At 63.3% G+C, this 19525-nt stretch carries 16 protein-coding genes; 9 read left to right on the top strand and 7 right to left on the bottom strand.

The features are described from left to right. Positions 1–51: 51 nt before the first annotated feature. Positions 52–1047, bottom strand: a complete 996-nt coding sequence (locus tag OK351_RS14985) for a LysR family transcriptional regulator (protein WP_265160572.1) — start codon at positions 1045–1047, stop codon at positions 52–54. Positions 1048–1567: 520 nt separating this feature from the next. Here OK351_RS14985 and OK351_RS14980 point away from each other — a divergent pair. After that, positions 1568–2569, top strand: a complete 1002-nt coding sequence (locus OK351_RS14980; protein ID WP_265160569.1) for an isopenicillin N synthase family dioxygenase — start codon at positions 1568–1570, stop codon at positions 2567–2569. A gap of 304 nt (positions 2570–2873) precedes the next feature. On the opposite strand, the gene OK351_RS14975 is transcribed toward OK351_RS14980, so the two are convergent. The 3 genes from OK351_RS14975 to OK351_RS14965 all read right to left on the bottom strand — a co-directional run bounded on the left by OK351_RS14975 (position 2874) and on the right by OK351_RS14965 (position 5914). Continuing rightward, a complete protein-coding gene (locus OK351_RS14975; RefSeq protein WP_265160566.1) occupies positions 2874–3377 on the bottom strand; it encodes an FAD-dependent oxidoreductase in 504 nt (167 codons plus the stop codon). Continuing rightward, entirely contained in the window at positions 3344–3586 is a 243-nt protein-coding gene (locus OK351_RS14970; RefSeq protein WP_265160563.1) for an FAD-dependent oxidoreductase, read from the bottom strand. Before OK351_RS14970 ends, OK351_RS14975 begins: the two co-directional genes overlap by 34 nt. Positions 3587–4567: 981 nt before the next feature. After that, positions 4568–5914 carry an MFS transporter gene (locus OK351_RS14965; protein ID WP_265160561.1) on the bottom strand — a complete coding sequence of 449 codons (1347 nt, stop codon included), beginning with the start codon at positions 5912–5914 and terminating at the stop codon, positions 4568–4570. 682 nt (positions 5915–6596) lie between these two features. Between OK351_RS14965 and OK351_RS14960 the strand changes: the two genes are divergently transcribed. From OK351_RS14960 to OK351_RS14950, 3 genes are all read left to right on the top strand, one after another. Continuing rightward, on the top strand, positions 6597–6959 hold the full coding sequence (locus tag OK351_RS14960) for a cupin domain-containing protein (RefSeq protein ID WP_265160558.1): 363 nt from the start codon (positions 6597–6599) through the stop codon (positions 6957–6959). Positions 6960–7631: 672 nt separating this feature from the next. Continuing rightward, entirely contained in the window at positions 7632–7814 is a 183-nt protein-coding gene (locus OK351_RS14955; protein WP_265160555.1) for a hypothetical protein, read from the top strand. Between the two features lie 95 nt (positions 7815–7909). After that, positions 7910–9208 carry an ATP-binding protein gene (locus OK351_RS14950; protein WP_265160552.1) on the top strand — a complete coding sequence of 433 codons (1299 nt, stop codon included), beginning with the start codon at positions 7910–7912 and terminating at the stop codon, positions 9206–9208. Positions 9209–9280: 72 nt separating this feature from the next. On the opposite strand, the gene OK351_RS14945 is transcribed toward OK351_RS14950, so the two are convergent. Next, on the bottom strand, positions 9281–10081 hold the full coding sequence (locus OK351_RS14945; RefSeq protein WP_265160549.1) for a GntR family transcriptional regulator: 801 nt from the start codon (positions 10079–10081) through the stop codon (positions 9281–9283). Positions 10082–10557: 476 nt separating this feature from the next. Here OK351_RS14945 and OK351_RS14940 point away from each other — a divergent pair, with 476 nt between their 5' ends. The 5 genes from OK351_RS14940 to OK351_RS14920 all read left to right on the top strand — a co-directional run bounded on the left by OK351_RS14940 (position 10558) and on the right by OK351_RS14920 (position 16778). Further along, a complete protein-coding gene (locus OK351_RS14940; RefSeq protein WP_265160546.1) occupies positions 10558–11250 on the top strand; it encodes a hypothetical protein in 693 nt (230 codons plus the stop codon). After that, on the top strand, positions 11247–12794 hold the full coding sequence (locus tag OK351_RS14935; RefSeq protein ID WP_265160544.1) for a xylulokinase: 1548 nt from the start codon (positions 11247–11249) through the stop codon (positions 12792–12794). Before OK351_RS14940 ends, OK351_RS14935 begins: the two co-directional genes overlap by 4 nt. Positions 12795–12861: 67 nt before the next feature. Further along, entirely contained in the window at positions 12862–14265 is a 1404-nt protein-coding gene (locus OK351_RS14930) for a flavin monoamine oxidase family protein (protein ID WP_265160542.1), read from the top strand. Positions 14266–14317: 52 nt separating this feature from the next. Further along, positions 14318–15223 (top strand): dihydrodipicolinate synthase family protein, encoded by a 906-nt coding sequence (locus OK351_RS14925; protein ID WP_265160539.1) that lies wholly within the window; start codon positions 14318–14320, stop codon positions 15221–15223. Positions 15224–15323: 100 nt separating this feature from the next. Beyond that, the gene (locus tag OK351_RS14920) at positions 15324–16778 is read left to right on the top strand and encodes an alanine/glycine:cation symporter family protein (protein ID WP_265160536.1); all 1455 of its coding nucleotides are present in this window, start codon (positions 15324–15326) and stop codon (positions 16776–16778) included. A gap of 90 nt (positions 16779–16868) precedes the next feature. Here the strand turns inward: OK351_RS14920 and OK351_RS14915 are convergent, their stop codons facing one another. Further along, positions 16869–17750 carry an inositol monophosphatase family protein gene (locus tag OK351_RS14915; protein WP_265160534.1) on the bottom strand — a complete coding sequence of 294 codons (882 nt, stop codon included), beginning with the start codon at positions 17748–17750 and terminating at the stop codon, positions 16869–16871. A gap of 905 nt (positions 17751–18655) precedes the next feature. Continuing rightward, the gene (locus OK351_RS14910) at positions 18656–19468 is read right to left on the bottom strand and encodes a gamma-glutamyl-gamma-aminobutyrate hydrolase family protein (RefSeq protein ID WP_265160531.1); all 813 of its coding nucleotides are present in this window, start codon (positions 19466–19468) and stop codon (positions 18656–18658) included. Between the last annotated feature and the right edge of the window lie 57 nt (positions 19469–19525).

Genomic DNA, 19525 nt, shown 5'->3' with positions numbered 1-19525 from the left:
TACGCCAGGGGGGCCGGTGGGTACCGGGCTTTCGAAACCGTTGTCCCTGTCCTAGTCCGCTGTCGGTGTTGTTTCATGCGCGGCCCGTCCGGCCCCCGACTCGTCCGCCGTGGGCCCCACGGCGCTTGGTGGCACCCCATGGGTCGACATGTTGGCCGAGGCGGTCTTCACCAGTTCGAGGGTTTGCGCGACCAGCGGATGGGACGCACCGCCCTTGCGGGTTGCCGCCATGATGCGGCGGGTGGGAGCCGGTTCACCGGTCAGCCGGATCCGCTTGACCGGCCACACCGGGTTGACGCCGCCGAGCCGGGGGACAAGCATCACGCACAGCCCCTGGGCCACCAGTGCCGCCCCGGTCTCCCACTCATCGGCCTGATGCGCGATATCCGGTGTGAATCCGGCGGCAACACACGCCGAGACGGTGAGCTTGTGGTATGCGCTTCCCGGGGTGGCGATGACCCAGGGTTCCAGGGCGGCGGAAGACAACGGAACCTCGTCATAGGCGGCCAACGGATGGGTGGTTGGCACCACGAGATCCAGGGGGTCATCCAGCAATAGCTGCTGATCGAACCGTTCGTCGCTCAGCGGTGGGGTCTCTGCGGTCACCAGGACGAGTGCAAGGTCGATGGTCTCCGCCAGGAGCAGATCGAAACAGCGCACCGGTTCGGCCTCGACCAGCCGGACCTTGAGATCGGGGTGCCGTTTGCTCAAGGTGGCCAGGGCATATGGCAGCAGATGGGATGCAGCAGTGGAGAAACCGCAGAGTGTGAACGTGCCGGACAGGTGCTGGTAGGTCGCGGCGATTTCGCTGCGCGCCGTTTCCCACTGCTGCTGCATGATCACGGCATGCCGCAGCAGGGTGCGCGCCGCCGGTGTCAGCGAGATACCCCGGCCAGAAGGTTCGAGCAGTTTCGCCCCCACCTGCTCCGCGAGTTGCCGCAGCTGGTAGGAGACCGCCGACGGGGTATAGCTCAAGGCGGTAGCCGCAGCGGTGACACTCCCGTAGTGCTCCACCATCTGCAGAACTTTTATCTTGTTGTCAATCATGAGCCATCTCGCTGAATAATGCCGATTGTGGATGTGCAGGGTACTGGCCCTTCAAGGACTCCCCATGCACCACGATGCTGTTTCCGTGGTTGTTTTTCAATGGTCCAGGTGTTTGCGACGGAAACTACAGTTTCCATAGAGCCTAGGGTACGGCTCATTGGCAAAGCTGTCACACACCACGGTGAAGTTGTCTGTTTCCGTGGGGCCGCAGGTCGGCTGCTCGCGCCCCTCGCGCCCCTCGCGCCCCTCGCGCCCCTCGGATCCCGTCCACCGCTTGCTTCCCGCAGGACCGATGGGCTTGCGGGAATCCCGGTATTGCTCTGTAATTCCGGGTCAGTGAACGGTTCGAGGGACGTGGGATTACAGCCCACGAACCATGCAAAATTTTTGCACGATTTAGCAAAAAATCATTTGCTTGTCCTTCACGGGTGACCTGGGCAACACTTTTCTTACCGGCAAAAGCGAGAACAGCTCGAAGTTGCTATTTACCGAATTCATTCGTTCAAGGGAGACGATCACCATGACCGCAGTAGACAGCCGCCTTGCGACCAAGCAGACCGCATTCGAGGAAATTCCGCTGATCGACATTTCAGCTTTGGTTGACGGTAGCGATGCCGAAGGCGTTGCACGGACCATCGGCAAGGCCTGTGAAGAAGTCGGTTTCTTCTACGTGAAGAACCACGGGATTGACCAGGAACTGATCGACCAGATGTACCGGGTGACCAAGGACTTCTTCAACCTTCCGTTGGAAGTCAAGCAGCGTCTGAACGTAGCCAACTCGGGATTGACGCTGCGTGGCTACATCCCGCCATTCGCCGAAAATGCCGACCCGAAGAACACCCGCGACTTCAAGGAAGCCTTCGATTACGGCGTGGACGAGAAGGAAGTCTCACCGTTCTTCGGCCCGAACCTCATGCCGGAAGAACTACCTGAATTTCGCGAGACCTGCGACGCTTACCACGATGCGATGATGGGCCTGGCTCGCAAACTGGTCAGCGCTTTCGCTATCAGCCTGGACTTGCCAGCGAACTACTTCGAGGACATCCAACGTCACCCGATCACCATCCAACGGCTGCTGCACTACCCACCACAGGAACTGTCCGCGTCGAAGGACGAAGTCGGTATCGGTGCGCATACCGACTACGGTTTCCTGACCATCCTGAACCAGGATGCGGTCGGTGGCCTGCAGGTGCGCAACAGTGAAGGCGAGTGGATTAGCGCACCGCCGATCGAGGGGGCGTTCGTCATCAACATCGGTGACCTGGTCCAGGCGATGACCCATGGCCGTTACTCCTCGACGGTGCACCGTGTAGTGAATACCAGTGGAAAGGAGCGTTACTCCATCCCTTTCTTTATCGACCTGGACTTCCACGCTCCTGTGGAAACTGTGCCAACGTGTGTCACCGACGAGAACCCGGCGCAAACCGCCCCGTACACCTGCGGACAATACAAGTACAGCCGCTTCGTTGACGTGTACCCGCACCTGAAGGGCGCCGAAAAGGGCCTGGAAAACAACGGCTAACCGAGCCACCTGCTGAGGGACCGTGGTGCCGACCATTGCGCCGACACCACGGCTCCGCTCCAAACCGGGCGCCCCTTTTCGGCCATACTTCATTTACCTCGGCCGGCATGGGGCGTCCGACCCATGCCCGCAGTCTCCGATCGGGGCAACGGCATCGGGCCCGTTTCCGCGCAGCAGGTGCCGGTCCGTCAGGCAAGTGCTTTGGGGCGCGTGCCTGGCGGGCTTTTTCGGCATTGGCCCCCGGGCAGGCTTCGCCCCGGCGGGTGGATCGCTACAGCGGGGATCAGTGCCGGGAAACCGTGGATCATGTCCGCAGGATGTCCCGGGTGACGCGCTGGGCTTCCGTGTAGGCACCGTGTGTTCCAGCGGTTCCGGAGGAGTAGTCCCCCGCGAAATGCAGGCCGTCGCCGATCGGCGGCTGGAGCGATGCCAGCGCCGCGTAGCTGGTGGGGGTCAACAGAGAGAAACAATGTCCCCAGGACTGGATCCCGGAGCCGAGGATGCGCCCGCGCAAGCGCGGAGCGACCTCGAGGAGTTCCCCGACCCATTGCTCCAGCAGCCCTGAACCAGGATCCGTGGCCCTTTCCAAGTAGCCTGAAATGTTCCCGTGGCACACGAACTGGACCATTCCATCCCTGTGCCCGAGGCGCAGCCGTCCATGCAGGGTATTGGCGCGGTACCCCTCGGCCAGGCGTGTGAAGAACGTCCTCTGTGCCGCCCGGGATTCTTCCAGCAGCCGGAGCCCGCTGACCAGATCCGCGATGTTGTCGGCAATCACCGTGCGGACATTGGCATGGATCCCGAACATAGCCGGTTCGAACGGCTGCAGGGTCGCCCCGGCTCGACCTCCAGGTCATGGGATGCGGTACCCGCATAGACGAACATGGCCCCGAGGTTGACTGCCTCGCCGGCGATGCGAACGGTCATGGACCGCCCGCCGAGCCGTTCTGTTTCCTCCAGGAGCAGCACCTGCCGCCCTTCACGTTCCAGGCGGTAGCCCGCGGCCAGCCCGCCCAACGGCGATATCGAACATCTTCGCTCCGTCTGGGCGCCTGTCTGCCCCGGTCCTTGCCCGGAACCGGCACGGCACCGGGACGTGGAATGTCGTGGCGGGAAGTCGGACCGAGAATGAGTCACCCGGGGACCCGTCCTGGACTTTCCCATGCATTCCCAAGTGACGCCGGATGTCGCCGGGCAACGGTCCGAGCCGCAGGGGACGATCCTGACCGCCCCGTTGTGGATGCAAGCATTCAAGGGGCTCCAACAGGTTCGTTGCCGATGCCGTGAGGGTCAGCCAGTCACTGGTTTCGCTTACGTGGCGGGAATTCTCGCACGGCAATGACTCCACCGAAAGGATCCGCTACACGCTGGCCGAACGACACATGGTGATCTCCGGCTTCGCGGTCGATTCGCGGGGTTCCTGCCTGGTGTTGAGCATCGGATTGTCCTTGGACAACAGAGGCAGGAGACGAACCGTACCGGCCGCCGACCTGCTGCGGCCTCCGTGCCCGGGGCGCGTGCTGTCCTGGAAACTACGGGACGGCTGGCCGCCGTTGGCACCGCTCCGGCTCTGCCCCCTTCATCTGGATGGCCGAACGCCGGGAGAGCCCGACGGCGCCGGTGCGCGGTTGGACCACGGTCCTGGCCGGTCACCCGGAGCGGGCGGGCAAGATCGAAGAGGAGATCCTAGCTGCGCTGCGGCGCGGGATGTTGGACGGACAATGTGCAGGGCAGAGGGAGATTTCCGTGGGCTCCTCGGGGGCGCTCCCTGGGGAGGCCGGTGATAATGGTCCGCAGGGCGGTGCGGTCGAACTCGATCGTCGTCAGGAGCCCGGGTATCGGGGATGTCTCCGAGGCCTAAGCGGCGCGCCGCGTGCTCGGGGCGATCGCGGTACGTGCCGCCTCGGGGTTGCACCGGATCCCCTGACCAATCAGTCGTTCACGCATTTCGCGCACCAATGGCCACGATGCACCGACCCCGCCGCGGGGTGGCAGCGACTAGTGGACGTAGCCCGCGGAGGTCTCCGTCAGGCTCTTGCCCTTGGTCTCGGGAGCCAGCCATTGGGATATCAAGGCGCCGATCAGCACCACGCCGGCCGCCATGAGCATGGTCCGTTCCACACCGAAGTTGTTGATCAAAGAGGGCAGGACGAACGTGCCGAATCCGGCACCTACACGGCTGACTGCTGTTGCGAAGCCGGTGCCCAGCCCGCGGATCTCGGTGGGGAAGACCTCACCAGGATAAACACCGGTTAGCGTCGTGTAGCCCGCATTGAGGAAGGAAAAGGCCAGCAGGCAACCGAGCACGAACCACATCGGCGCCCCGACCCAGAGACCCAATCCGAGCAGCAGCACGAAGCAGACCCACTGGGGAGGCACGGTCAGCGACCGGCGGCCGCGGCGGTCGATCAGCAGGACGGTGAACCCAACGCCCAGAACCGCCAGTCCGGACATCGCGATACCGCCCAGGAGCCCTTCATTGAGACCGAACATGGCCAGGACGCTATCCGCGAAAGTGGCGATGGCGAAATACGGGGTGACGGCGCACAGCCAGAATACCGAGCAGAACAGGGTCGCACGCCAGTACTTGCGCGAGAACAGCATGGAGAACCTGCCGGTGGGGTGGGCCGAGGGATCGGCCGGGGCATCCCAGACGAACTCTTCCTCCAGGTACTTGTCCGCGGTTTCGCGCGCCTCCGCATAGCGTTTCTTCGACCAGAGCCAGTGGGGTGATTCGGGTAGTCCGAAGCGGGCCACAAAAAGGCTCAACGCGATGATCGTGCTGGATCCCAGGATGACGCGCCAATCCACGGTGGTGAAGGTGGTGAGCAGGTAGCCGATGACGAAGGCCGCCATGAATCCGGCGTAGAAGGCAATCAGGGTCAGTCCCAGCAGGCGTCCGCGCATGCGTGCCGGAGCGAACTCGGACATCAAGGGCCATCCGACGGAGTATTCGATGCCGATAGCCACTCCCATCAGCAGGCGCACCACGAACAATTGCCACGGCTCGTGGATGAAGAACTGCATCGCGGAGGCGACGACGAAGATCAGCATGTCGATCATGAACAGCGGCTTGCGTCCGAAACGGTCGCTGAGCCACCCGCCGATAGGGGAGCCGATCAGGATGCCGGCGAGCACCGAGGCGACAATCAGGCCTTCCCAGAGCGCACTGAATTGCAGCTCAATGGAGATGACCCCGATGACCGTGCCGATGATGCCAAGGATGTATCCGTCAAGGAACATGCCACCAATGAGCACTGCGGTGAGCCGGATGAGGAATCGCCTTTTATAGGTCATCGCGGGTTCGCCGCCGACGTTGGTTCGTTGGTTTGATAGTCGTGACACGTGGGGATCCTTGCTCCGGGGATTTCAGCCAGCGATGCCCAGCAAGGTCGATGTCCAGGGTCTTGGCCGTATCCTCTGAACGGCACCGGAGAAAATCGTCGACTAGCCGGGGTAACCGCGCTTCTTAGGTCGATTGGCTGACCGGTACCTTCGCATAGTACCCGGTACCTGTCATACAGCTAATCTCGTAGTGAAAACCTACGTGACACAGGTCATGCTGTCAAGGACGTTTTCACGATAGCTTCAAAATGTCCTACAGCATTGGATGCGGCGGAGTGCCTGCTGGAGCTCGCGACCGAGCGGTCTCCGGGTGTCCGAACCCTTCGCGGATGGGCTGTGGGGTGCCTTCGTTCTCCCAGATAAAAATCCCAGGTCAATACCACTTTAGATGAAAGGGCCGGTACTCGGCGGAGCGGCAAGCGGGGCGGGGCGGCAAGTCGACCGGGCCGGACGCGAACGCCAACGGATCGGATTCCGCCCCTGGGCCTTGACATGGTGACCGGCGCCAATCTAGGCTTTGGATCAAGATGTAGGACAACTTTACATGTTGTCGGTGGACGCTGGTAGGTCTGCTGCGATGGACGGTACCGGGGATACCTGTCACGCAGCCTCAGCGTCAGGGCGTCCCGCCCATCCGGACGAGCTGCACCTCGGATCCCCGTTCTGTCAAAAGGAGAAAGCCATGACCTCGACCCAGACCCTTCCTTATGTGGTTCGCGAAGAAGACGCAACCCTTTTTTACGAAGGCCCCGAAATCTGCCGTGAGTTCCTGCGCAATGAGGCCATGTGGTTCGGGACCTCCCTGGTGAACCCCGGTGATACCGGGGCCGTGGATCCAGGGCACGAAGGCGCCTGGGAGGTGTTCTACTGCGTTAGCGGCGAGGGATTCATCGATGATGGCGAGAATGAATACCTCCTGAAGAAGGGGGATGCGCTGGCGGTTCCACCCAGCGTCCCCCACCGCATCCACAACCGTGGCACCGAACCTGTCTTCATGGTGTGGGCCGGAGGTCCGGGCGATGCCCCTGCTTCGCCGGCCAAATAGACGCACGGCCGCTCATCTGGGATCGTCCCGCGCCTGTTTCACCCGGGAATGAGCGCGGAAGGGGCCCAGGACGTGCCGGCGGGAATCACGGACCACCAGCTGCACTCCTGGTCAGACTCTGTCGCGGCGGCATTTGCCGACCTGTTGGGTCGGTGAAAGCCTGGACGATTCGGAAAGCGTGCATCCGATGGATGCCCGGACGGACGTCCACACACCACCGCCACCCCAGGCTGGCCGGATTCACCAGAACCGTACCGAAGGATCGAACCATTCCGCAGCGGAACCGCTGGTCCCCGCACAGCTCGAACGCCGGGAGATCGGGCCGAAGCATGCCCGGATCGAGATCGCTACTCCGGTATCGGCCACGAGAGCATCCAAGCCGCACGCGGCGACTGGGGCGAGTTCCCGTACCTGCTGACTCCGCGCCACGCGGTGGTGGGACAAGCTGTCGGTGTCGGTTGGCATGCGGACTCCTGGCGCACGGGTGCAGTGCCTTGACGGTGGGGAGCAGACGTGCCTGGCAGGTAATGCCAAGGCCTACGACAGCTTCTACCGCGACGGCACGATTTCTCGGGGCGGCGGCTCTATCCATGTGGTCCTCGATGAGAACTACGTTCTGCATCTTTCCGCAGTCCCGGATCAGGCGACGGCGGCATCCGTGAAACCCGGGAAGTGCTGGAAGCCTGTGCCACGAACGGCATCCTGCCGCAGCGGGAGCTCCTTGACGCCGAGCAGGTCAACGAGGCCCATGAGCGGGTGTTGGCCTCACAGGTCCGCTCCCGGTTCATCATCGATCCCGCCACCGCCAACCAGTGCCCACCCGGTACCCGGGCATCGCGTGGCCACATCGTTTAATGCGCATGGGACGGCTCTGCACCGGCATCAACCGGACGGGGCTGCCCATGCCCGGAATCGTACGGCCCGTCGCGGCCAGGGGAAGGACGAATGACATGACAGCCTGGAGAATCAGGGAATTCCACTCCGCGGACCTGGACGGGATACTGCACCTGTGGGATGCCATCAAGAACACCGGCGTGGAACCGGTCTACGCGCTATCCGAGGTCCTGGCCTCCTGCGAAAAAGACCATGCGATGGTGGCGGTGCACGGCGAGCAGATCGTGGGAGCAGCGATAGGCAGGGCATCCCATGACCAGGGGTGGATCGTCTTCCTGGCCACCCTTCCGGAGCATCGCGGGCGGGGCATCGGCACCTCGCTGCTGTCCGCCCTGGAGAACCGGATGGTGCCACACGGATTGAACCAGCTTTCGGCGCTCATGCCCGCCGCCGACTCCTGCATTGACGCGTACACGAGCAGGGGTTTCACGCTGAAGCGGAATATGCGCTACTTCCACCGGCAGATTCCGGTGCAACGCCAGGAAATCGAGCCACTGGGCATGCTGGGTGGACGGATCCTCGCCCGTGACCTGTGGGAAAACGTGGCGGGCATGCGCCGGGAGAAGGACCTGCTCGAACGGCGACTGGTCCTGCCCCTGGCTAAAGCGGAGATGGCGGACAAATTTGGTGTCGTCCCACCACGTTCAGTAGTGCTCTTCGGCCCTCCCGGAACAGGCAAGACCACCTTCGCCAAGGCAATCGCCTCGCGGCTGGAATGGCCCTTCGTTGAGGTGTTCCCCTCGCGTCTGGCCTCGGATCCGCAAGGGCTCGCGGGGGCACTTCGCCAGACCTTCCTGGAGATCTCTGAACTCGAACACGCGGTGGTCTTCATCGACGAGGTCGAGGAGATCGCCTCCCAGCGCTCGGGTGAACCGCCCTCCCCGTTGCAGGGAGTCACCAACGAACTGTTAAAGATCATCCCGGCGTTCCGCGAACAGCCCGGACGGCTCCTGGTCTGTGCTACCAACTTCATCAGGTCGCTGGACAGCGCCTTCTTGCGCCACGGGCGTTTCGACTACGTCATCCCCATCGGCCTGCCGGATGACGAGGCCCGGGAAGCCATGTGGCAGCGATTCATCCCGTCGGCCGTGGTCGCGGACGTGGAGGTCGGGCTGCTGGTGGAGCGCACCAAGGGGTTTTCGCCCGCGGACATCGAATTCGCGGCCCGCAGCGCATCGCAGCGGGCCCTGGAACAAGCCGTGTACGCCGGAGCCGGAGCGCCAGCGGACAGCGGCGTGCGGAAGGGGCCGGTCACCGCGGACTACCTGGAGGCCATCGCCGAAACCCGGATGACGGTCAGCGAGGAAGCCCACCGGCAGTTCCTCGAGGACATCAGTTCGTTGGGCCGCGTCTAGAACCCGCGGACCCGGGTACGGCCAAGGGCCCCAGGATGCAGGCACCGGCCTGCACCCTGGGGCCCTTGGCGGCTACTTGGCGGTATTGCCTGTCGACACGTTCCCCGGTCCCTGGCGCACCAGCCGGAAGTTGAATGCATCGGCCAGGTGGTATTCGATCGAGTAGCTGATCGGACGCTCGGAGACATCGAAGTCGACCTGGCTGACAATCAGGCACAGGCTATCGGCCGAGGTTTCCAGGACCTTGGCATACTCCTCGCCGACCAGGCCGGGTTCCAGCTCGGCCACGCCGAAAGCGATGTCGATCCCGCACTCCTCGGAGAGGAACGCGAACAGCGAAGCACCGACCCGGAAGTCCTTCTGCGGCAGGATCTCGGTGGAGAAGTAGTCGTGCTCAATAGTCACCGGCCGGCCATCGGAGGTCCGTACGCGGTAAATGTCGATGATCGGGTCGCCGACCTCGAGCTTGAGCTTCTCGGCGATCTCCTCATCGGCGGTGGAATGCTTCCACGACAGCTCGTAGATCCCTGGTGTGTAGCCGATCTGGCTGATCAGCTGGTCGGCGCTGACATTGTGATGGAAACTGTGGACCAGTGGCCTGAGCGAGTTGACGTATGTGCCGGCGCCCTTGCGCCGGTTGATCAACCCCTCGGATTCCAGCTGCGCCAGGGCCGTGCGGATGCTGACTCGGCTGACACCCAGCTCAAGCGCCAATTGCGGTTCCGACTGCAACTTGTCCCCGGCGCGCAGCACGCCACCGGCCAAGCGGTTCCTGATCTCGGAAATCGCATGCTCGGAGGCACTGACACCGTCGGGTTTCTCGGCAAATTTCGTGGCGCTTCGAGGTTTCGGTGAGTCCGTGTTGTCCGTCATACAGACATACTACATTGCGGCAAAAACCGCGTTGTGGGACATCGTGCGTAAATGTCAAACATCTATCGATGAAAACCCAGACAAGAAGTGTGGCTGCTCGCCGTGTTTGTCCTGCACCCCTCCGACGGGAGCCATATTTCGAGGGCAGGATGGGGCGCGACGGACGCAAGGGGCACTGTTTCGGTCGTTGGCCCCGGAATAACAAGTTATTCCGGGGCTGAAGAAGATGAGTTCCGTCGGAGTCCGTCACCGCTAACCGTCGTGCCGTACACCCCTTGACAGTCGCCTGTGGTCCCCATTACGGTATTCCTTAGATGTAGGACAACTGGAGAATCCTTAAAACAACTTTGCTCGTTTATCTGTTTTGCAAGGTGCTCCGACCGGCGGAAATGGTTTGTTCCACACCTACGATCTATCCGCTAACCGCACCAAGGCACTGGCACTCTGCTCCAGTCCCACAACCTTAGGAGTACACAATGAACCCTGAAATCATCGTCATGCTGACCCACCACGACGTGACGGTTGCCAACGCCCGTGAACTGTTCCGGGAATCGGCCGACCTGCCGATCAAGTACTGGGGCTTCAAGGACAACGGCTTGAGCTTCCCGGAACTGGGCAACCTGGTGACCGACATGCGCGAAGCGGGCAAGTCGCCGGTACTCGAAGTAGTCAATTTCGACGAGGCCGGCCTGCTGAAGTCCATCGAGCTGGCCGTGGACTGCGGTGTCGAGTACTTCACCGGTGGCATCTTCTCAGACAAGGCCCTGGAGCAGGCAAAGGGTGCGGGCATGAAGTACTACCCGTTCTGCGGCAACGTGGGCGGCAGCGTCATCGAGCTGCGTGGCAGCCACCAGTCCGTCATCGACAATGCCCGCCGCCTGATCGAGTTGGGCGTGGACGGCGTGGACCTGGTGGCCTACCGCTACAAGGACGGGGATCCGGTGGAGCTGGCCAAGGCCGCCATCGAGGGGGTGGGCGCCGAGAACCTCATCATTGCCGGCAGCATCAACTCCTGTGAGCGCATGCAGATCATGGCCGAGGTCGGCCCGTTCGGTTACACCATGGGCGGGGCGTTGTTCGACGGCAAGTTCGTGGAGGGCGGGTCCTTCCACGAAAACCTCGAGCGCGTCGTGGAACTGAAGGACAGCTTCGAGGTCGTGGCCCGATGACAGCCCAGGTACTTGGTGTCGACATCGGCACCACCGCGATCAAGGCGGCGGTCTTCGACGCCCGCAGCGACCAGGTCTGCGAGCATACCGTGGAATACACGTTGCAGACCCCCCGGCCCGGATATGTCGAGCTGGAAGCGCAAACCTACATCTCGACGTTTCGCGATGCGGTGGCAGGGGTCCTGCAGCATCCCGGTGTTTCCCTCCAGGGCCTGGCGGTGCTGGGGCTCTCGACCCAGGGCGAAACCATGTTGTGCCTGGATGCCGAAGGCAAGCCGCTGCGCCCGGCCATTGTCTGGTTGGACAACCGTGCCGTGGCGGAGTCCGAGGAAATCGAAGCCCACTTCGGGCGCCAGCTGATCCACAGGACCACCGGCCAGGTGGCCATGGATCCGATCTGGCCGGCGGCCAAGATCCTGTGGCTGCGGCGCAACGAGCCGGAGATCTTCGCGCGGACCGCCAAGTTCGTCCTGCTCAAGGACTACATCATCGAGCAGCTGACCGGCGAGTTGGTCAGCGAGGACTCGCTGCTGTGCTCCACCATCCTGTGGAATCTGAACACCCGCGAGTATTGGGGTGAGATGCTCGATTACCTGGGGATCGACCAGCAGCGCCTGCCCCGGATCGCCAAGCAGGGCGAGCTGGTGGGCTCCATCGATCAGATGGCTGCCGCGCGTTTCGGCCTACCCCAGGGACTACCGGTATCCGCCGGTGCCCTGGACCAGGCCTGCGGGGCATTGGGCATGGGCAACGCGGTACCCGGCATCTTCTCGGAGAGCACCGGTTCGGCACTGACCACGGTCACCGTCGTCGACGAGCTGAAACTGGACGAGGCCGGACGGGTGCCGTGCTTCGCCTCGGCCATTCCGGGGCAGTACATGCTGCACACCTTCTCCACCGGTGGCATGGTCATGCGCTGGTTCCGTGACGAGTTCTGCGCCATCGAACGCGAGATCGAGCAACTGTGCGGGATCAACGCCTACTACCTGATCGACGAGGAGGTGCGCCAGGTTCCGCCCGGCAGCGACGGGCTGATCGTGATCCCGCACCTGCAGGGTTCCGGACCACCGGACCTGGACACCTATGCCCGCGGCGTGTTCTTCGGGCTGACCCTCTCGCACAAGAAGCAGCATCTGTCGCGGGGGATCATGGAGGGAGTTTCCATCGTATTGCGCCGCATGATCGAATCCACGCTCGAGCTCGGGGTGGAGATCAAGCAGATCATCTCGCTGAGCGGGGGGTCGAAGAGCGCGGCCTGGTGCCAGATCAAGTCCGATACCACGCAGCTACCGGTGCACACCCTCTCGGGTGGCGGTGCCGCGGCCTGCCGCGGTGCGGCGATCATCGCCGGTGTCGAACTGGGATTGTGGGACTCCGCCGCGGCGATCTCCAACCACGGTGTCGAGTTCGAGCACAGCTACGAGCCCAACGCGGACCTGGCGGAAACCTACAACCGCCTGTACCACCGCTTCAACCGCCTGCAGGAGTCGCTGGACCCCCTGCTGCGCGAAACCCATGCCGAAGCCGAACAGGCTCTGGTCTAACCCCAATCGGCCCGGCCCGGCCGGTGCAAGCCGGCCGGCACCAACCACACTCCAAAGGAGCAGTACCATGAAAGACGCAGTTATTATCGGTGGTGGCCTTGCCGGGTTGTCAGCAGCTTGGAAATTGCGCCAGTGGGACATCGAGGTCCTGGAATCGGACCCGGACCGCATCGGCGGACGCATCATGTCCGAGAAGCGCGGCCCCTATGTCATGAACTGGGGCGGACACATGTTCGCGGGAGGCAACAGCTCGAGCATGGAGCTGCTGGCCGAAACCGGCATCCATTCCGCCCGGATCCCCGGCTCCCTGCAGGGCATGGCCATGAACGGCAAGTTCCTGACCACCGGCCCGGTCATGACCTACCCCTTCCGTTTCCCGATGAGCACCGCCGGGCGCATGTCGATCATGATGCCGGGCAGCAAGCTGGCCCTGGACGTGCTGCGGTACACCCGCGCCGTGGCCGCGCGCCCGGGCGAGACCCCCGAGGCCCGCCAGCAGCGCATCTACGAGTTCGAAAACGACCGTACCTTCGCCGACTACATCGGTGACCTGTCCGAGGACGCGAAGAAGTTCTTCATCCCCGTGGTGATGCGCTCCGCGGCCGACCCGCACGAGATCGCCGCCGGCGCCGGTATCGGTTATTTCAGCCTGATCTGGAACATCGGCCAGGGCCTGGGACGCAGCATCGTCGGCGGTGCCGCCACCCTCACCGAACACATCGCCCAGACCATCCGCGACCGGATTCAGCTCGGCGCGGTCGTGGAGGAGGTTATCCAGCACCCGGACCATGTCGTGGTGCGCTACACCCGTGACGGGCAGACGCGGGAGACCAAGGCCCGCACCGCCGTCATGGCCACGCCGGCCTCGATTACCCACAAGGTCGCGGTGAACCTTTCCAGCGAGCTGCACGAGGCGCTGGGCAAGATCAAGTACGGTCCGCATGTGGCTGGCGCCTTTCTGACCAACGAGACCAAGCCCATGCCCTACGACGGGACCTACGGGATCGCTACGGCGAACAAGTCCTTCACCGTGGCGCTGAACCAGGGGAACCTGACCCGTGGACGGGAATCCACCCGCCAGTCCGGCGGCAGCATGATGACCTTCTCCCCGGCCAGCATGGGACGCAAGTTGTGGGACGTGGACAAGGAAACCATCGCCCAGACCTATATCCGGGACCTGAACGACATCTTCCCGGGCTTCGAGGACATCGTGGAGGATGCCCGGATCGAGAAGTTCGAGTTCGGCTCGCCCTACGCCTTCCCCGGACGCGCCAGGCTCCAGCCGATCCTCACACGCCCCGAAGGACGCGTCTTCCTGGCCGGTGACTACCTGGGCACCCTGTATACCGAGACCGCGATCAGCTCCGGGATCACCGCGGCCTCCGAAGCGGCCAGCGTGCTGGCCACCGACCGCCAGACCTCGCCGGCCCCGTCCTCCGGGCGGGATGTGGGGCACTCCGTACTGATCTAGCATCCCGCACCACCCTTCGACACACTTCATCCCAGAAAGGGGAGTTGCTCCCATGTCCAAAGAACTCAGCGGCATCCTGACCGCCCTGGCCACCCCGTTCGATCAGAACGGGGAAATCGATGACAACCTGTTGACCAAGGTCGTTGACCGCTCGGTGGATGCCGGACTGGACGCCGTCGTGGTCGGCGGCGGCACCGGCGAGGTGTCCGCCCTCAGCTTCGGTGAGCGCGTCCACCTGTTCCAGGTGGTGGCCGACCACACCTCCGGCAAGGTGCCGGTAGTGGCCAATGTCGGTGCGTTGACCTCCAAGGAGTCGATCAAGCTCTCGCACGAGGCGCAGCGCGCCGGGGCGGATGTGCTCATGCTCATCACTCCGTACTACGAGCAGCTGACGCACGCGGAAACGGCGAAGTACATCAAGGACGTGGCCTCCTCGGTCGAGCTGCCGATCATGCTCTACAACAACCCCTCGGTCACCGGGGTCAACCTGGATGCCGATACCCTGGCGTGGTTCGGACGCAAGTTCCCGAACATCAAGTACGTGAAGGACTCCAGCAAGGACTGGGAACAGGGTCTGCGTCTGATCCAGCACTACAAGCAGGACATCGGCCTGATCGTCGGCTGGGACAGCTTCGTGATCAGCGCCCTGGTGGAAGGCGCGGCCGGGGTCATGGCCGGTGCCGCGAATGTGGTTCCCACCCAATTCGCCGCCGTGGCCGAGGCCATCCGGGACGGCCGGATCGACCGGGCTCGCCAGCTGTGGAGCCAGGTCTTCCCGGTGGTGGACGCGCTGCTGGCCCTGCCGTTCGCGCAGGCGGTCAAGGCCGGCATGCGGCTGCAGGGATTCGACGTGGGACAACCGCGCGAACCGCTGCTGGAGCTGCCCAGCGAGACCCTGACCCCGCTGAAGAAGGCCCTGGAGGACATGCTGCGCGCGGAAGTGGCGTTACGGCACTAGGACCACCGATGGGATAGTGCCCCGGCAGCGTGCCGGGGCACTATCCCATGCCTGCCGCCCTGCCGGGCGGAACGTCGAGGAACCAGGGGAAACAGAAATAATGGAAGCAATACTCAGCAACGTCAGCAGCGCCGTCTGGGCGCCGTTGGCCTATGTCATCCTGGGGCTGGGCGCGGTGTTCACCGTTGCGCTGCTCGGGGTGCAGTTCCGCAGATTCCCGGACATGCTGCGTCAGATCGCCAAGGGCGGCTCGGGCGAAGGAGGGCTCTCCTCGTTCCAGGCCCTAGCCCTGACACTTTCCGCACGGGTCGGCGTCGGTGCCATCGCGGGAGTGGCCACAGCCATAGCCGCGGGCGGTCCGGGAGCCATGATGTGGATGGTGATCACCGCCCTCCTGGCCTCCACAGTGGCCTACGCCGAAGCGGTACTGGCCCAGGTTTTCAAACAGCGGGTACGCGGCGAACAGCGCGGCGGCATGCCGTTCTACATCAAGTATGGGCTGAAGGCGCCGCGGTTCGCCATGGTTGTCGCACTGATCAGCATGGTCGGCTACGGTTTCATCTTCCCGGGAATCCAGGTCAACAACATCGCGTCCAGCGCGGAGCTCGCGTTTGGTATGGAAACCTGGGTGACAGGGCTCCTGGTCACCACGTTGCTGGGTATCGTGATCATCGGAGGCACCAAGCGCATCGTCCGGGTCTCGCAGGCAGTGGTTCCCGTGATGTCATTTGGTTTCCTGCTCTGCGCGGTGATCATCATTGCCGCCAACATCGTCAAGGTTCCGGAAGTAGCGGTCTTGATCTTCAGCTCCGCGTTCGGCACCCATGCCGTGTTCGGCGGGCTCATCGGGTACGCGGTGCAATGGGGTGTGCGCCGTGCCGTCTTTGCCTCGGCCGCGGGGGACGGTGAGGGGACCTACGCTGCGGGCGCTGCCCAGAACACCCATCCGGGCAAGCAAGGCCTGGTCCAGGCGTTCAGCATCTACGTGACTGTGTTGTTGATCTGCACCGCTACCGGCATGATGATCCTGCTGGCCGGGACCTACAATGTCGATGACGGTCAGGGCGGCTTTGTTGTGGAGCATGTCCCGGGCCTGGTGGCCGGACCGAATTTCGTCCAGCAGGCCATCGATTCCGTTCTCCCGGGGGCCGGTCCCGCGTTTGTGGCCATTGCGGTATTCCTGTTCGCGTTCACCTCGCAGATCTTCTATTTCTATGTCGCCAGCACGAACCTGCTGTTTCTCACCGAGAACGAATCCATGCGCCGTCTGCTTGAAGTGGTCCTCAAGGTGGGCGCATTGGGTATCTCCTTCTTCGGATCGGTAGCCAATGCCAAGGCGGTGTGGGCTGCAGGGGATCTGGGCTTCGGTTTGCTGGCTTGGGCGAACATGGTCACCCTGGTGCTCCTGGCTCCGGTGATCATCAAGGTCTGCCGTGACTATGATCGGCAACGCACGTTGGGGCTGGATCCGGTCTTCGATCCCACGGCCCTGGGTATCCGCGGCGCGACCTTCTGGGAGGACCGCGAGGACCTCAAGAGCCGGTTGCGCGGCTAGCGTTCAAGGGCAGGGGAACACGCGCTGTGGGGGAGGGAGCGATCCTCCACCACGGCGCTTGTCGGTCCCCGGGGCAACATGCGGCCCGGTCTAGGTCGCCAAGGACCTTGCGACGGTTTGGGAGACCTCGCGGGCCAGTGACTCCTCGCCGCAGGCGATCAACGCCAACTCGGTTCCGGTCGCGCTGTGACGTTCCTGCCAGCGAACCGTGCATCCGGCTTCTTCGGCGATGAGCAGACCCGCGGCCACGTCCCACGGAGAAAGTCGTTCTTCCCAGTATCCGTCCACCGTGCCGGCAGCGACATTGCACAGCTCGACAGCCGTCGCTCCATGATTGCGCAGATCACGGGCCCTTTCAGCCAGATATCCAACAGTTAGCCCCTGCTCCCGTCGAACGGTCGGATCATAGCTGAATCCCACAGCCAGCAGCGCCGCCTCCAGCTCGGATGCCCGTCCTGGAGTGCCCGGGGCGGGGGTTTGCAGTTCGAGTCCGTTACGCTGGGTGCCCAGTCCGAGCCCGGCATCATATTGCGTATCGAGATCAGGCATGTAGACCGAGCCGGCAATCGGACGCCATCGTATCGGGTCGGCAGGTGGCCCTGCGACCACGGCCACGCTTACCGCCCAATCCGCCAATCCGTAGAGGAAATTGGTTGTGCCGTCGATGGGATCGATAACCCAGGTCAGCCCACTGCTACCAGCGATACTGTCACCTTCTTCGCCCAGGATCCCGTCGTCGGGGCGGGCACGGAGAATCTCGTGACGGAGCAACGTCTCGCAGGCCAGATCCGCATCGGTGGCGACATCGAACTGCGTACTCTTCGTTTCGGCGACCTGCAGCGTGCCGTTACGCATCTGCGCGGCCAGTTGGCCGGCTTGTCGTGCGACTGTGCTGGCCAGGCCACGCAAGAGGGCCACCTGCGCAAGATCAGGCACGTTCTTTGTCTCGTGTGATGACTTCATCGTAGGCATTTCGTTGTCCTTGCAGGGTATTGGAATAGTTGGCACGTACGTTCTGGATGGGGATCCGGCTTTGCCCACCACGCGATTCGGTGAACCGGCGAACGGAAGTTCGCCAGAGCACACCTGAGCATCGAAGGGCTGGGCCTGCATCCGTAACGGAACCATTACCGTGATGGGGCCCGTAGGGCGCCTGCGGAGGCACTCTACGTTGCAGTCCTCACGGTGCTGCCCGGATCCCCAGTCGGTAGGCGTGGTATTTCGTTGCCCCGCCGTCGAGGAGTTTGTCCCAGGGTGACGTGGCGCGTGTTCCCGTCCCAGCGGTTGCGGTTGAAGGAACGGCTCATCGGTCCCGATAACCGGCATGCTGGTTCTTTCGATCCGTGAGCCGGGATAAGGTGCCTTTCACCTCAGCGTACTGGTGCCGCGTCATGTAATGCACCATTTGGTCCGACGGTTACCGAAACACCGGAAATTATTGTGCCGTGTTCTGTGGCCGGTGGCGCAGGAGCGACCGAGCCGCCCGGAGCACTTCAGATAGCGGATCGAACAGACATGACCTGCTATGGATTGGGCTGTAGTGCGTCACCGGGATGAACAGGACGGCCATTATTGTGGCGCTACAGGAAAGCGCGGATCCATCCCGAACGAGTTTGCGCGGTCAGCGTCCGGAGGCGCTAGCTCCCACGCCATTATGCCTGCCGGCACCTGCCGTTGGAAAACTTCCGTGCATGCCCACCCATTCTCCTGAAGAGGGCTGGGATTGGCAGGCCTGACCCCCAGTAAGCCACGTGTTGGAACAGACTCGCGTACGGAGCCGACCGGAATCGCACCGCGGAAGCGGTGAAGTGGGTCTGAGATCCCCTAGCCAGTGTCGACATTGGACACCGAGGTCCTTGGCAGGAAACCGGTGGTGGTCAGCCCACCTGGAGTGGTTCCGGCAGGGGGTCGGCTGGAGTCGAAGTCGCTTGGCGACGTGGCGACCGCGACCCGTCTGCACACTGCCCGGCCAGGCGGGATAGCAGCGAGCGAAGCTGCGAGCCGGCGGTGTCCGGATGTTCGGGGTGCCACTGCACGGCGGTCAGCGGTGCCTCCTCGTGCACCACGGCCTCGATCACCTCGTCGGTGGAGACCGCCGCGATCCGCAATCCCTCCCCGAGCGTATCGATCGCCTGGTGATGGGTGCACCGGTTGACCTGGTTCCGGTCCACCGCGTCCATAAGGTCCACGGAGACGAACGCCAAACGGGTTCGGACGAACGGATCGGCGGCCACCGCGCGGTGTGCGTCGCTGTTTTCCATATGCTGGATCAGCGTTCCGCCCAACGCGACATTCACCAGCTGCAGGCCGCGGCAGATTCCCAGTACCGGTGTCCGTGTGGCCAGGGCATGGTGGATCGCGGTGATCTGTATCCGGTCCGCCGCCGGTTCGTGGTTCCCGGAACCGGGATAGATGGTGTGACCGGCATAGAGCACCGGGTCCACATCCTCGCCGCCCATGATGAGAATTGCGTCGGACCGGTCGACAACGGAGCGGATTACGTCCGGGGCGAGGGCACCGGCCGGCACCAGGACCGGCCGGTGCCCCAGGGTCCTGATCTCTTGCAGGGTCGTGGCATTGAGTTCATCAAGTTCCCGCTGGAAGGTCGGGTTGTTCGCGCGCTCCGTACGGATATGCAGCACCGCGATTTCTAGTGGTTCCACATCGTTCTCCAGGGCTTCATGCTTCACGTATTCCCATGCCGGGGGTGAAGTCGACGTTCATGTTGTACCCAGAGTATGCGGTGG

The organism is Glutamicibacter sp. MNS18, from assembly GCF_026107515.2.
Classification (GTDB): domain Bacteria; phylum Actinomycetota; class Actinomycetes; order Actinomycetales; family Micrococcaceae; genus Glutamicibacter.
Note: the sequence above shows the minus strand (reverse complement) of the source record. Positions and strands in the feature narration are given on the sequence as shown.